At 64.7% G+C, this 14,467-nt stretch carries 13 protein-coding genes; 7 read left to right on the forward strand and 6 right to left on the reverse strand.

Annotated features, from left to right (window positions below):
• Positions 1-939 precede the first annotated feature (939 nt).
• From rodA to AC6CIE_RS23445, 5 genes are all read right to left on the reverse strand, one after another.
• Positions 940-2,076 (reverse strand): rod shape-determining protein RodA, encoded by a 1,137-nt coding sequence (gene rodA, locus AC6CIE_RS23425; protein ID WP_056560313.1) that lies wholly within the window; start codon positions 2,074-2,076, stop codon positions 940-942.
• Positions 2,073-4,001, reverse strand: a complete 1,929-nt coding sequence (mrdA, locus tag AC6CIE_RS23430) for a penicillin-binding protein 2 (RefSeq protein WP_175124993.1) — start codon at positions 3,999-4,001, stop codon at positions 2,073-2,075. Before mrdA ends, rodA begins: the two co-directional genes overlap by 4 nt.
• Positions 4,002-4,016: 15 nt before the next feature.
• Positions 4,017-4,523 (reverse strand): rod shape-determining protein MreD, encoded by a 507-nt coding sequence (gene mreD, locus AC6CIE_RS23435; RefSeq protein WP_175125001.1) that lies wholly within the window; start codon positions 4,521-4,523, stop codon positions 4,017-4,019.
• 49 nt (positions 4,524-4,572) lie between these two features.
• On the reverse strand, positions 4,573-5,457 hold the full coding sequence (gene mreC, locus AC6CIE_RS23440; RefSeq protein ID WP_056560320.1) for a rod shape-determining protein MreC: 885 nt from the start codon (positions 5,455-5,457) through the stop codon (positions 4,573-4,575).
• An 84-nt stretch (positions 5,458-5,541) separates the two neighbouring features.
• A complete protein-coding gene (locus tag AC6CIE_RS23445) occupies positions 5,542-6,585 on the reverse strand; it encodes a rod shape-determining protein (RefSeq protein ID WP_006216320.1) in 1,044 nt (347 codons plus the stop codon).
• Positions 6,586-6,814: 229 nt separating this feature from the next.
• Between AC6CIE_RS23445 and gatC the strand changes: the two genes are divergently transcribed.
• The 5 genes from gatC to AC6CIE_RS23470 all read left to right on the forward strand — a co-directional run bounded on the left by gatC (position 6,815) and on the right by AC6CIE_RS23470 (position 10,964).
• On the forward strand, positions 6,815-7,123 hold the full coding sequence (gene gatC, locus AC6CIE_RS23450) for an Asp-tRNA(Asn)/Glu-tRNA(Gln) amidotransferase subunit GatC (protein ID WP_175124992.1): 309 nt from the start codon (positions 6,815-6,817) through the stop codon (positions 7,121-7,123).
• A 3-nt stretch (positions 7,124-7,126) separates the two neighbouring features.
• Positions 7,127-8,662, forward strand: coding sequence for an Asp-tRNA(Asn)/Glu-tRNA(Gln) amidotransferase subunit GatA (gene gatA / locus AC6CIE_RS23455; protein WP_279973750.1), 1,536 nt, complete (start codon positions 7,127-7,129; stop codon positions 8,660-8,662).
• Between the two features lie 4 nt (positions 8,663-8,666).
• A complete protein-coding gene (gatB, locus tag AC6CIE_RS23460; RefSeq protein WP_175124990.1) occupies positions 8,667-10,124 on the forward strand; it encodes an Asp-tRNA(Asn)/Glu-tRNA(Gln) amidotransferase subunit GatB in 1,458 nt (485 codons plus the stop codon).
• Positions 10,125-10,248: 124 nt separating this feature from the next.
• A complete protein-coding gene (locus tag AC6CIE_RS23465; RefSeq protein WP_175124989.1) occupies positions 10,249-10,494 on the forward strand; it encodes a hypothetical protein in 246 nt (81 codons plus the stop codon).
• The gene (locus AC6CIE_RS23470) at positions 10,491-10,964 is read left to right on the forward strand and encodes a type II toxin-antitoxin system VapC family toxin (RefSeq protein ID WP_498094227.1); all 474 of its coding nucleotides are present in this window, start codon (positions 10,491-10,493) and stop codon (positions 10,962-10,964) included. Before AC6CIE_RS23465 ends, AC6CIE_RS23470 begins: the two co-directional genes overlap by 4 nt.
• A gap of 79 nt (positions 10,965-11,043) precedes the next feature.
• Here AC6CIE_RS23470 and pyrE read toward each other — a convergent pair whose 3' ends face one another.
• The gene (pyrE, locus tag AC6CIE_RS23475) at positions 11,044-11,730 is read right to left on the reverse strand and encodes an orotate phosphoribosyltransferase (RefSeq protein WP_498094229.1); all 687 of its coding nucleotides are present in this window, start codon (positions 11,728-11,730) and stop codon (positions 11,044-11,046) included.
• A gap of 132 nt (positions 11,731-11,862) precedes the next feature.
• Between pyrE and AC6CIE_RS23480 the strand changes: the two genes are divergently transcribed.
• Together AC6CIE_RS23480 and gdhA are read left to right on the forward strand one after the other, a co-directional pair.
• A complete protein-coding gene (locus AC6CIE_RS23480) occupies positions 11,863-12,657 on the forward strand; it encodes an exodeoxyribonuclease III (protein WP_218343266.1) in 795 nt (264 codons plus the stop codon).
• Positions 12,658-13,069: 412 nt separating this feature from the next.
• A complete protein-coding gene (gene gdhA / locus AC6CIE_RS23485) occupies positions 13,070-14,416 on the forward strand; it encodes an NADP-specific glutamate dehydrogenase (protein ID WP_105241110.1) in 1,347 nt (448 codons plus the stop codon).
• Positions 14,417-14,467: the final 51 nt, after the last annotated feature.

The following is a 14,467-nucleotide window of genomic DNA, read 5'->3' on the forward strand; positions in this document are numbered from 1 at the left end:
GAGAAAGATCTTGCGGGGCCCGCCCCCGGCCGGCCGCGCGGGCGGCCTTTGGGGGCTTACGCGGCGTCTTGCGTCGGGGCGATGACGCTTCGCGTGTAGCTGCAATTGCTATAGGTGCCTGACGCCAGCAAACGCGTAAGACTGATTCCGGTGTTTGACACCAGCAAACTCGTAAGACCGTTTCCGGTGTCAGACACCAGCAAACTCGTAAGACCGTTTCCGGTGTCAGACACCAGCAAACTCGTAAGACCGTTTCCGGTGTCAGACACCAGCAAACTCGTAAGACCGTTTCCGGTGTCTGACACCGGCAGAAGATCGAAACCCGTCGCTCATTCCGGTGCCTAAAACCAGCTGCAAATCGCGCTAGCCTGGCCATTAATCGTCACTTGAACTCCAGTGCCCGATGGGCGGCGCGCGAACGGGTCGGGAAGCTGTGGCTGGCGGTCGACGCGCGCCGCCCATCACCGCCCCTCCCTCTTGATCGTGATGCCATCAGCACACCGATCTCCACCAGCGCGAAGCGAACATCGCGACGACGTCCCACCACCCCGATGCCGATTGCCGCCGCCCGGGCGGCAGCAATTCGGCGGCCCCGCAGATCTCCTACCCTGACCACAGGTCTTGCAGCGCCCCATACCAAAGACCCCGGCAGCACGGCGTCGCGGTCACCGTGGGCGCGAGCGCCGTCGATGCGCCCGAGGGAATCTGAAGGGAAGGCCGAAGGCCTGGACGAAGATGACGAAGGGGCAGTCCGGAGCGAAGGCTCCGGACCGCAATCGTGGGCGATCGTGCCCACGGTGACCGCGGCGTCGGGCGACCTACGAAGAACTTCTTGGCGCCAAGATCACCGACCTGCGAAGCGCCCCAGGCAACAGGAGCCAACAAATGCAGGAGATAAAGACTACGCAGCGACCAAGGAATTCGATCAGCAAACCACCATCAAGTCTTCACAGACCGATGCCGACTAATACTCATCATGATCCCAAACGCAATCCCCATCGTGAACAACGCCGTCCCCCCATAACTCATGAACGGCAACGGCACCCCCACCACGGGCAATATCCCCGTCACCATGCCTACGTTCACGAACACGTAGATGAACAGCATCATCGTCAGCGCTCCCGCCAGCAGCCGGCCGAATTGCGACGCAGCCCGGGATGCGATCGTCAGACCGCGCGCCATCATCAGGCCGTACAGCACCAGGATCGCAATACCGCCGTACAAGCCGAATTCCTCGGCGTACACGGCAAAGATGAAGTCAGTCGTGCGTTCCGGGATGAAGTCCAGGTGCGTCTGCGTTCCCTTCATGTAGCCCTTGCCGTAGACGCCGCCCGAGCCCACTGCGATCATTGACTGGATCGTGTGAAAGCCCTTGCCCAGCGGATCGGAGCTGGGGTTGAGCAGTGTGCAGACCCGGTGCTTCTGGTATTCATGCAGCACCACCCAGTCCACATCCGGCTCGCAGAGCTGATCTTCGTAATAGACCAGTGTGCCGATGGCAATGACGCCGGCCAGCATCACCGGCACCAGCAGTTTGAACGACAGTCCCGCGAAATAGATCACGAAAAAGCCCGCGCCGAACACCAGCAGCGCCGTGCCCAGGTCGGGCTGCAGCACGATCAGGCCAAAAGGTGCGGCCAGCATCGCGGCGGCGGCGAGGAAGTCGCGCACGCGGACCGCGCCTTCGTGGCGCTGGAAATACCAGGCCAGCATCATCGGCACCGCGATCTTCATCATCTCGGACGGCTGGATGCGGGTCACGCCCAGGTTCAACCAGCGGGTTGCGCCCTTGCTGGTTTCGCCGAAGAACTCGACGCCCAGCAGCAGCACCACGCCCACCACATAGAACGGCAACGCCAGCTTCATCAGCAGCTTTGGCGGAATCAGCGCCATTGTCCACATCGCGAAGAACGCGATGATGAAGTTGCGCGACTGTTCCGCGAAGCGCCAATCCGTGCCACCGACGGCCGAGTGCATCACCGTCAGGCCCAGCGCCGCGAACATCATCAGGATCGCGAGCAGCGGCCAGTCGAAGGCCGTGAACACGCGCAGCAGAATCAGGCCAAGACGTTTCATTGTTGGCGCACCAGGTCGGAGGCGATGTCATCGACGGTCGCCATGGTGTCGGCGGGCTGGGGACGCGCGATCTTGTCCTGGCGATCCTTGGCCAGCCAGTAATCGAAGACCTTGCGCGCGACGGGGGCCGCCACGCTGGCGCCCCAGCCGGCGTTTTCGACGATCAGCGCCACGGCGATGCGCGGTTGCTCGAGCGGCGCGAAGCCCATGAACAGCGCGTGATCGCGCAGGCGTTCGTCGATCGCGCTGGCCCGGTAGTGGCCGCCACGCAGACTGAACACCTGCGCCGTGCCAGTCTTGCCGGCCGCCTGGTACGGCGTGTTGGCGAACGCGCGCCGCGCCGTGCCGGCGCGCACCACGTCGGCCATGGCGTTCTTGATGACGTCCACGTTGGCCTGCTTGAGGGGTATGCGGTAGTCCGGCGGTGCCTCGGTGGGCTTGGCCACGCCCGAGCGCGAATCGCGCACCGCGTGCACCAGGTGCGGGCGGCGGTACAAGCCGTTGTTGGCCAGCGTGGACGTGCCCTGTGCCAATTGCAGCAGCGTAAAGGCGTTGTAGCCCTGACCCACCGCCACGGAAATCGTTTCGCCCGCGTACCAGCGCTGGCGCTCCTTGTCCTTGTAGGCCGAGCGCTTCCAGTCGGTGGACGGCAGCACGCCGCGTTTCTCGCCTTCCAGGTCGATGCCGGTGATCTGGCCGAACCCGAACTGCTTGGTGAAATCGTGCAGGGCGTTCACGCCGATTTCAGGGCCGAGCGAATAGAAATAAGTGTCGGACGACACGACGATGGCCTTGTGCATGTCCGTCATGCCGTAGGCCGCGCCGCCCGCGTTGCGGAACTTCTGTCCGCCGAATTCGTAATAGCCCGGGTCCGAAACCCGGTCGGTCGCGCGGCGCTTGCCCAGTTCCAGCGCGGCCAGCGCCACGAAAGGCTTGTAGGTGGAGCCGATGGGATACGTGCCGTACAGGGGACGGTTGATCAGCGGATGGTCCGGCGATTCGTTCAGCATGCGCCAGTTGTCGACGTCGATGCCATCCACGAACAGGTTCGGGTCGAACGACGGCTGCGACACGAACGCCAGGACCTCGCCCGTATCCGGGTCGATGGCGACGAGTGCGCCGCGCTGGCCCTCGAAGGCCTCTTCGGCCACCTTCTGCAGGCCCATGTCGATGGACAGCATGATGTCCGAGCCCGGCACCGGATCGATGCGGCGCAGCGTGCGCATGGGCCGGCCGCCGGCGGTGACCTCGACTTCTTCGAGGCCCGTGCGGCCGTGCAGCTGCTCTTCCCAGGTCTTTTCGATGCCCTTCTTGCCGATGACCTCGGTGCCGCGGTAGTTGCCGAGCTGCCCGGCTCGGTCCAGCTCTTCGATGTCGTTGTCGGCGATGCGGCCGATGTAGCCGACCACGTGCGCGGCCGACACGCCCTGCGGGTACTCGCGCACCCAGCGGGCGCGCAGTTCGACACCCGGGAACTGGAAGGCGTGCGCGGCAAACCACGCGGCTTCGGTTTCGTTGAGGTTGTTGCGCAGTTGCAGGCTGGCGTAGCGGCTGGATTCAGCCGCGCGGCGCTTGAAGCGGCGCTGGTCGGACGGGCTGATGTAGACGACTTCGGTCAGGCGCTCGAAGAGTTCGTTCATGTTGCCCGCGTGGGCCGGTACGACTTCGAGCGTGTAGGTGCGGTAGTTGCGGGCCAGGACTTCGCCGTTGCGGTCCAGGATCTCGCCGCGGCGCGGCGGAATCGGCACGACCGCGATGCGGTTGCGGTCGGCGCGTTCGGACAGGCCCTCGTAGCGGTCGACCTGCAGATACCAGAAACGGCCCACCAGCACGCCGAAGCAGACCAGGGCGAAGGCGCCGCCCACCCAGGCGCGCAGGCGAAAGCGCTGCTTCTGCTGCTGGCCGGTTTTCTTGAATTCAAACATGACGCAACGCCGCCGTCAGGCGGATGAGGATTCGGCGTCGTCGACACCGCGTTGCGGCAGGTGCAGCACCCAACCCGCCAGCGGCCACAACGCAGCCGTCAGCAGCACGCTGATGCCCCAGTCCCAGCCCGGCCATTTCCCGGCCAGCCACGCGTGGATGATCTGGGTGACGAAGCGCGCAATGAAGAACACAGGCAGCATGTGCATCGCCTGGCTCCAGAGGTCGAACCGTTGCAGCCGGCGGTGCAGGACCACCGCGCCGTAGGCGACGAGCGTGTACGACAGCGCGTGCTCACCCAAGAGGCCCGCGTCGTGCACGTCCATCAGCACGCCGAAAAAGAACGCGGTAAAGAGGCCGACGCGGCGCGGCTCGTGCACGCACCAGAAAGCGATGATGAGCAGCAGCACGTCGGGCGCGCCCTGCCACAGACGCCACGGCAGCAGCGACACCAGCCAGGCGAGCAGGACGGTGCCCCACACGAAGAAGGCATGCGCGGGACCCGACAGCCGGTCGGGATGCACGTTGCTGGGCGTGCCAAGGCGGCGCGGGGACTGCCCCGCAGCGTGTTGGTTAGTCCGATCCACCGGAATCGACCTCCTGACGGTTGGACTCGGCGCGATCCACATCCACCTGCAGAACCAGGAAATGGCGATAGCGTTCGGGATGGGCCAGCGGTTCACATACGGCGCGCGCGAAACCTGAGGCGGTATCGCGTTCCACCGAGGTCACCTTGGCCACGGGCAGGCCAGCGGGAAAGAGGCCGCCGACGCCGCTGGTGACAATAGTATCGCCTTCCTTGATGTCGGCATTGGCCGCTAGGTAACGCACTTCCATCTTGCCGGGCGAGTTGCCGCCGAACGCAATCAGACGAAGTCCGTTGCGCAGAAGTTGCACGGGGATGGATACCTGCTCGTCGGTGACGAGCGCCGCCTCGGCGGTCATGGGCGTCACGCGAACGATCTGGCCAACCACACCGCCTTCGTCGATGACGGGCATGCCGGGCGCCAAGCCAGCCTTGCTGCCCTTGTTGAAGACCAGGCGCTGCGTGAACGCGTTGGTGGGTTCGTACATGACTTCAACGACCACGGCGGACTGCGCCACGGTGTCGGTCACGCCAAGCAGGCGGCGAAGCTGGGAGTTTTCGGCGGCAAGCTGCGCCGCGTGGGATGCAACCTGGGCGAGTTCGATGCGCTGACGCTGCAAGGCTTCGTTTTCGCTGCGGATGAGGTTGGCCGCGTTAACCCATTCGTTGACTTGCTGGACGAGATCGCGCGGCGCCATGACGGCACGCTGGAACGGATAAAGCCCTACGGCAATCGCGCGGCGCGCCGGTTCCAGCATGCGCCATTGGGAATCCATGACGATCAGGGCCAGAGCAAGGACGACCAGAACGACCAGCCGCACCTCTGCCGGTGGGCCGCGCCTGAATAGGGGGGGAGTCCCTTGTCGTTGCATGAATCTCAGCCCGGGCGCCCGCGTCCGAGGCCCCCGCAGCGGCCGGAGCCAGAAAAAAGCGGGGCTCCGGGCTGGCGGGCAATATTAGTCGTTGATGAAGATGGCGCCCAGTTTCTCAAGGTGTTCCAGCGCCTCGCCGCAACCGCGCACGACGCAGGTCAGGGGATCGTCGGCCACCACGACCGGCAGGCCGGTTTCTTCTTGCAGCAGGCGGTCCAGGTCACGCAGGAGCGCGCCGCCACCAGTCAGGGCGATGCCCTTGTCGGTGATGTCGGCGCCCAGTTCGGGCGGCGTCTGTTCGAGCGCGATCTTGACGGCGGAAACGATCTGGTTGAGCGGATCGGTCAGCGATTCGAGGATCTCGTTGGACGAGACCGTGAAGCTGCGCGGCACGCCTTCGGCCAGATTGCGGCCCTTGACTTCGATTTCGCGGACTTCGGAACCCGGGAACGCCGAGCCGATTTCCTTCTTGATCAGTTCGGCCGTGGGTTCGCCGATCAGCATGCCGTAGTTGCGGCGGATGTAGTTGACGATGGCTTCGTCGAACTTGTCGCCGCCGACGCGCACGGAACCCTTGTAGACCATGCCGCCCAGCGAGATGACGGCCACTTCGGTGGTGCCGCCGCCGATGTCGACGACCATCGAGCCGCTGGCGTCGGACACGGCCAGGCCGGCGCCAATGGCGGCGGCCATGGGTTCTTCGATCAGGAAGACGTGGGAAGCGCCGGCGCCGAGCGCCGATTCACGGATGGCGCGGCGTTCAACCTGGGTGGAGCCGCAAGGCACGCAGACGATGATCCGCGGGCTGGGCGCCAGCATGTTGCGGGGGTGCACCATGCGGATGAACTGCTTGAGCATCTGTTCGGTGACCGTGAAGTCGGCAATCACGCCGTCTTTCATGGGCCGAATGGCCTCGATGTTGCCGGGAACGCGACCGAGCATCTGCTTGGCTTCGTGCCCGACGGCCTGAATGATCTTCTTGCCGTGGGGGCCGCCTTCATGACGGATTGCGACCACGGAAGGCTCATCGAGAACGATGCCCTTGCCGCGGACGTAAATCAGCGTATTGGCGGTACCTAGGTCAATCGCCATATCGCTGGAAAAATAACTGCGCAGGAATCCGAACATGGGAGCTCAGCTAAATTCTGGGGGGAATTGGGGTCAAGCCGCGGGGCGTTTGGCCCGTGAAACAACGGGTCCGCCTGTCATCACGGCGATTAAACCGTGAATCATAACTTATAATTTCCCCGGAAATAGCGCATAAATGCAGGCTATTCAAGCTTTGTAACGGGTTTGGCGTATGCATACTGCCCACTCCCGCCCCGCGGCCTTCGCTTACCGATTTTTGCAATCCCCCATGGCGCTCAACGACAAAGATGTGGCCCGCATTGCCCGGCTGGCCAGAATCGAACTGACCCCCGACCAGCGCACCGTCGCGCAGGCCGAACTCAACGGCATCCTCCACCTGATCGAACGGCTTCAGTCCGTCGATACCCAAGGCGTCGAACCCCTGGCTCATCCCCTGTCCGCGCACGAGGATATCGTATTGCGCCTGCGTGAAGACGCCGTGACCGAAGCCGGATCGGAAGCCCGCCGCCAGGAACTGCTGGCCAACGCGCCCGATGCCCAGGACGGCCTGTTCCTGGTTCCCAAGGTCCTGGATTAAGTCATGACGAAACCTGCCCTGCATACCCAATTCGAGGGGATCGCCGCGTTGCGCGCGGCCCTCGCGCAACGCGAAGTCAGCGCGGTAGACCTGGCGCAAAGCGCCCTGTCGGCCGCCGAAGCGGCCAGCGGCCTGAATTCCTTTTTACATATTGACGCCGAATTGACGCTGGCCCAGGCCCGCGCGGCCGACGCTGCACTGGCAGCCGGCACCGCGGGTCCGCTGGCCGGCATCCCGATCGCCCACAAGGACGCGTTCGTGACGCGCGGCTGGCGCACTACCGCGGGCAGCAAGATGCTCGACGGTTACGTCAGCCCGTTCGACGCGACCGTCGTGGAACGCCTGGGCGCGGCCGGCGCGGTGTCGCTGGGCAAGCTGAACTGCGACGAATTTGCCATGGGCTCTGGCAACGAGAACTCGGCATACGGCGCCGTGAAGAACCCCTGGGATCACGCCGCCGTACCCGGCGGCTCGTCGGGCGGTTCGGCCGCCGCCGTGGCCGCCCGCCTGGTCGCCGCCGCCACCGGCACCGACACCGGTGGCTCGGTCCGCCAACCCGCCGCGCTGTGCGGTGTCAGCGGCATCAAGCCCACTTACGGCACCGTGTCGCGTTACGGCATGGTGGCCTTCGGCTCCAGCCTGGACCAGGCCGGCCCGCTGGCCCCCAGCAGCCGCGACCTGCTTGAAATCCTGGACGTCATCAGCGGCTTCGATCCGCGCGACGCCACCAGCCTCGAAAAATGCGATGGCGCGGTCAACGAACCCGGCCGCGTGCGCCGCGACTTCGACGCCGCGCAAGCCCGTTTTGACGCCGCCGGCAGCCAGCCGCTCAAAGGCCTGCGCATCGGTGTGCCCGAAGAGTATTTCGGCGCCGGCCTGGCCCCCGATGTGGCCGCCGCCGTGCAGGCCGCGCTTGAGCAATTCGAGGCGCTGGGCGCCGTGCGCGTGCCCGTCTCGCTGCCGCGCACCGAGCTGGCCATTCCGGCGTATTACGTCATCGCCCCCGCCGAAGCGTCCAGCAACCTGGCCCGCTACGACGGCGTGCGCTACGGCCATCGCGCCAAGCAGTATGGCGACCTGAACGAGATGATAAGCCGCTCGCGCGCCGAAGGCTTCGGCGACGAGGTCAAGCGCCGCATCCTGATCGGCACCTACGTGCTGTCCCACGGCTATTACGACGCCTACTACCTGCAGGCGCAGCGCCTGCGCCGCCTGATCGCGCAGGACTTCCAGCGCGCCTATGCCGACCAGTGCGACGTCATCATGGGACCGGTGACGCCGTCGGTCGCCAAGAACATCGGCGACAACCGCGACGACCCGACCGCCGACTGGCTGGCCGACGTCTACACGCTGGGCGTCAGCCTGGCGGGCCTGCCCGCCATGTCGATCCCCTGCGGCTTCGGCGGCGAAAAGCAGAATCGCCCCATCGGCCTGCAGATCATCGGCAACTACTTCGACGAAGGCCGCCTGCTGGCCATCGCCGACCGCTACCAACACGTGACGGACTGGCATCAGCGTGCCCCTGTCCAGCAAGGCTGAGAACATGAACTGGGAAATCGTCATCGGCCTGGAAACGCACACGCAGCTTTCCACGGACTCCAAGATCTTTTCGGGCAGCAGCACGCAATTCGGCGCCGCACCCAACACGCAGGCGAACGAGGTTGACCTGGCCCTGCCGGGCAGCCTGCCGGTCATGAACCGCGGCGCGGCCGAACGCGCCATCCGCTTTGGCCTGGCCGTGGGCGCCAAGATCGCCCCGCGCTCGGTTTTTGCGCGCAAGAATTATTTCTACCCTGACCTGCCCAAGGGCTACCAGATCAGCCAGTACGAGCTGCCGGTGGTGGTGGGCGGCTCGCTGTCATTCTTCGTCGGCGAAGAAGAAAAGACCGTCAACCTGACGCGCGCCCACCTTGAAGAAGACGCCGGCAAGTCCCTGCACGACGACTTCAACCTGGGCAATGGCAGCCCGGCCAGCGGCATCGACCTGAACCGCGCCGGCACCCCGCTGCTGGAAATCGTGACCGAGCCCGAAATGCGCTCGGCTGCCGAGGCCGTGGCCTACGCGCGCGCGCTGCACAGCCTGGTCGTGTGGCTCGGCATTTGCGACGGAAACATGCAGGAAGGCTCCTTCCGCTGCGATGCCAACGTGTCGGTCCGCCCGGTAGGCCAGAAGGAATTCGGCACCCGCACCGAGATCAAGAACGTCAACTCGTTCCGCTTCCTGGAACGCGCCATCACCTACGAAGCGCGCCGCCAGATCGAGCTGATCGAGGACGGCGGCACCGTCGTCCAGGAAACGCGCCTGTACGATGCCGACCGCGACGAAACGCGCAGCATGCGCAGCAAGGAAGACGCGCACGACTACCGCTACTTCCCCGATCCCGATCTGCCCACGCTGGTGATCTCCAGCGCGTGGGTGGACGAGGTCCGCGCCGCCATGCCCGAACTGCCGGCCGCCCAGCGCGCCCGCTTCGAAACGGAATACGGCCTGCCCGCGTACGACGCCGCGCAACTGACCATCAGCCGCGATCTGGCCGCGTACTTCCAGGCGGTCGCCAACGCGCTGCCAGCCGGCCAAGCCAAGCTCGCGTCCAACTGGGTCATGGGCGAAGTCGCCGCCGTGCTCAACAAGGAAGAAAAGACCATCGCCGAATCGCCCGTCGCGGCGCCGGCGCTGGCGGCCCTGATCGGCCGCATCATCGACGGCACGATCTCCAACAAGATCGCCCGCGAAGTCTTCGGCGCCATGTGGGCTGGCGAAAACGGCGGCGATGCCGACGCCATCATCGAATCGCGCGGCCTGAAGCAGATCAGCGACACGGGCGCCATCGGCGCGATGATCGACGAGGTGCTGGCCGCCAACCCGGCGATCGTCGAGGAGTACCGCGCCGGCAAGCAGAAGGCGTTCAACTCCCTGGTCGGCCAGATCATGAAGGCCGCCCGCGGCAAGGCCAATCCGCAGCAGGTGAATGATCTGCTGAAGCAGAAGCTGGATAGTTGATGGACCGCCGGTTCTCCTCGCGGAGAACCGGCGCAATATCAGACTGAATCGGGGGCCGCGGCATATTGCCGCGGCCTTTTGTTTGGCCAAGAATGATCTGGTCGATTTCGCCGGAGGCTTGGCCATGAACTACACCGAGGTCAGCAGCAACGACTTGCTGCACCGATTCACCGATTACCTGCAGGCCCTCAGCCAGGGGCAGCACTTCATCATCGCTGTCGACGGCGTGCGCCGCGCAAGGCTGACGCCCGTCCTGCCCGATACCTCACTGAACGCGCACGATGCCCTGGAGGCCATGAAGCGCCTGCACACCGCGGCTCCGGTCTCCCACGACATCATCCGCGCCTGGATTGAAGAAGGCCGGGAATGAACACCATCCGTCTGGTGCCGGACGCGTCGGTCGCCCTTGCCTGGCTGCTGTACCGCGTGGATGTCCACAAATCGCTGCTTGCCCAGCATCTGCTCGACGTCGCGCACGGCTCGCAAAACACCGTGCCTCACATCTGGCGCGTGGAAGTTGCCAATGGCGTTTTGCGTGCAGAGCGCAGCCAGCGAATTTCGCGGGCCCAGGTCGCTGCGTTCAATCAACTTCTCGACAACCTGCCCATCGCCGCCGACAACGACGATGCGGCTTCCAGCATCGCGCGCACCTGCCAGCTTGCCCGCGCCCATGGGTTGACTGCCTACGACGCCAGTTATCTCGAACTCTCGCTGCGGCAGCGCGCGTGCCTGGCCACCTTTGACCGCAAGCTGGCGGACGCGGCGCGGGCCAGCGGCGTCACCGTGTTCGGGCAACCGCACGGCGTCGCCGAACCCGTTGCGCCCTATCTGTGGCAATGACGTTTTGGCAATCGCATCTTTGCAATGACAAAGGGCGGCCCATGGCCGCCCTTTGTCATTGCTTTCAGCAACGAGACGCTTACTTCACCCCGTACTTCGTCCGATACGCCAACACGGCATCCCGGTTCTCCGCAAACGACGCATCATCCTGCAGCAGGGCCAGGATGTCGGTCAGCGAGGCAATCGCCACCACGGGGATGCCGTAGGTCTTGGCCACGTCCTGCACGGCCGAATGCGGCGACAGGGCGTCGTCCGGGCCGGCGCGTTCCATGCGGTCCATCGCGATCAGCACGGCGGCCGGTTCGGCGCCGGCGGCGCGGATGATTTCCACGGACTCGCGCACCGACGTGCCGGCCGTGATGACGTCGTCAATGATGACGACCTTGCCTTTGAGCGGAGCGCCGACCAGCGTGCCGCCTTCGCCGTGATCCTTGGCTTCCTTGCGGTTGTAGGCGAACGGTACGTCGCTGCGGCCCTGCATGTCCGGGTGGCCGGCCAGCGCCACGGCGGTGGCGGTGGCCAGCGGGATGCCCTTGTACGCGGGGCCGAACAGCATGTCGAACTCGACCCCGGAATCCAGCAGCGCCTGTGCGTAGAACTGCGCCAGCTTGCCGACCGAACGGCCATTGTTGAACAGGCCTGCGTTGAAGAAATAGGGGCTGATGCGGCCCGACTTGACCTTGAAGCTGCCAAAGCGCAGAACGCCCTCGTTCAAGGCGAAACGGACGAAATCCAGGGCGGTGACGGAGGACGGGGCGGCGGGCATGCAGGGTGATCCGGTAGGTGGCAGACCCCGCATTTTATCCGCTGTCGGGGCTGTTCCAGGTGGCCGCGGCGGAGTCGGTTAAATTCCTGGCATTGTCCGCCCCCCTTGCGGCCGCATTACAGGAGTTTCGCTTTGCTGCGCATCACGTCGATCAACCTCAATGGCATCCGGTCCGCCTTCAAAAAGGGCCTGCAACCGTGGATGGAAAAGCACGCCGCCGACGTGCTGTGCCTGCAGGAGATCAAGGTATCCCACGAGGACCTGACCGACGAACTGCGCCATCCGCCCGGCTACACCGGCCACTTCCACCACGCCGTGAAGAAGGGCTACAGCGGCGTGGGCATCTACCTGCGAGATGCCGCCGAGCGCGTGAACAACGGCTTTGATTGTGAAGAGTTCGATAGCGAAGGCCGCATCATCCGCGCCGACTGGAAGGATCTGTCGGTCATCAGCGCCTACCTGCCTTCCGGCTCCAGTGGCGACGAACGCCAGCAGGCGAAGTACCGCTTCCTGGACAGCTTCGGCCCGTGGATCGATGCCCTGATGCACGAGCACAAGACGACCGGCCGTGAATTCGTCATTTGCGGCGACTGGAACATCGCGCACAAGGAAATCGACCTGAAGAACTGGAAGGGCAACATGAAGAATTCGGGCTTTCTGCCCGAAGAGCGCGCGTGGCTGACGGACGTCTTCGACAAGCGCGGCTTTGTGGACGTGTTCCGCACCATCGACGACCGCCCCGACCAGTACACCTGGTGGAGCAATCGCGGCCAGGCCTGGGCCAAGAACGTCGGGTGGCGCATCGACTACCAGATCGCGACCCCCGGCATCGCGGCCAAGGCGCGCAGCGTCGCCATCTACAAGGACGAACGCTTCTCGGATCACGCGCCGTTGACTATCGATTACGACTTCACTTTGCGCGCGTGATTTTTCTCAAAATAAATATAGGGACGCATTAAGGGCGCCGAGCGGGCGGCGGCGTCTTTGCGACGCTGCCGGATGCCCCGCCGCGGCGTATCAGAAGGCGCCCTGCCCTATGCCGCATCGGCGAAATTAAACGGGGACACTTCAAAAACCCCTGAATTTTCAAGCTCCCCCGTTTGATCAGCCCGGTTTCCATCCACGGGCGATCAACACTCCGCTTTTATACGTCCCCGTTTATCGTCTGGAAAAATCCGTTTGTTATCAAGGTGATGGCGCAGTTTTTCGCTTTGCGCAGGGCAACATTTTGCCCCTACAATCCCCGCACCATACAGGTGCAGCCATGCACCAAAACAAACTGATCGCGCCCCAATTTGGCGCAATTTCCGCACCTATTCGAAGCACCCCCGAGGAGATCATGGTGAAAGTGCAGAGTCTGGACGACTTCCTGCGTGGCGTCGCCGCGCGCGACCCGCAGCAACCCGAATTCATGCAAGCCGTCCAGGAGGTGATGCTCAGCTTGTGGCCCTTCGTCGAGAAGCATCCCCACTACGCCGAGCACGCTCTGCTGGAACGCCTGGTCGAACCGGAACGCGTCATCCAGTTCCGCATCTGCTGGACCGACGATCAGGGCCGCGCCCAGGTCAACCGCGGCTTCCGCATCCAGCACAGCTCCGCAATCGGCCCCTTCAAGGGCGGCATGCGCTTTCACCCGTCGGTGAACCTGTCGATCCTGAAATTCCTCGCCTTCGAACAGACCCTGAAGAATTCGCTGACCACGCTGCCCATGGGCGGCGGCAAGGGCGGTTCCGACTTCGATCCCAAGGGCAAGTCCGACGCAGAAGTCATGCGCTTCTGCCAGGCGCTGATGATCGAGTTGTATCGCCACCTGGGTCCGGACACCGACGTGCCCGCCGGCGATATCGGCGTGGGCGCGCGTGAAGTCGGCTTCATGGCCGGCATGATGAAAAAGCTGTCCAACTCGACCGCCAGCGTCTTCACCGGCAAGGGCCTGACCTTCGGCGGCAGCCTGATCCGCCCCGAAGCCACCGGCTACGGCACCGTCTACTTCGCCGAAGAAATGCTCAAGCGCGTCGGCAAGTCCTTCGACGGCATGCGCGTGTCCGTGTCGGGCTCGGGCAACGTGGCGCAGTACGCCATCGAGAAGGCCATGGCGCTGGGCGCGCGCGTCATCACTGTGTCGGATTCGAACGGCACCGTGGTCGACGAAGCCGGATTCAACCACGAGAAGCTTGTGGCGCTGATGCACATCAAGAACGACCTGCGCGGCCGCCTGGACACCTACGCCCGCCAGTTCGGCCTGCAGTACGAAGCCGGCAAGCGCCCGTGGCACGTGCCCGTCGACGTCGCCCTGCCCTGCGCCACGCAGAATGAGCTGGAACTGTCGGACGCCCAGACGCTGATCAAGAACGGCGTGCTGGCGGTTGCCGAAGGCGCCAACATGCCCGCCACGCTGGACGCCGCCAAGGCCTTCATCGCCGCGCGCGTGCTGTACGCGCCGGGCAAGGCCAGCAACGCCGGCGGCGTCGCCGTGTCGGGCCTGGAAATGGCCCAGAACTCGGCCCGCCTGTCGTGGACCCGCGAGGAAGTGGACACCCGCCTGCATGCCATCATGCGCGACATCCACGAAAACTGCGTGCGCCACGGCCATTCGGAGCGCGAGTACGTGAACTACCTGGACGGCGCCAACATTGCCGGCTTCGTCAAGGTCGCGGACGCCATGCGTCAGCAAGGGCTGTATTGATCGCCGCCCGCTGAAGCGCGCGCGACAACGCGCGGGCCCGGCATGCAAAAG

This window comes from Achromobacter sp. GQ309, from assembly GCF_059759315.1.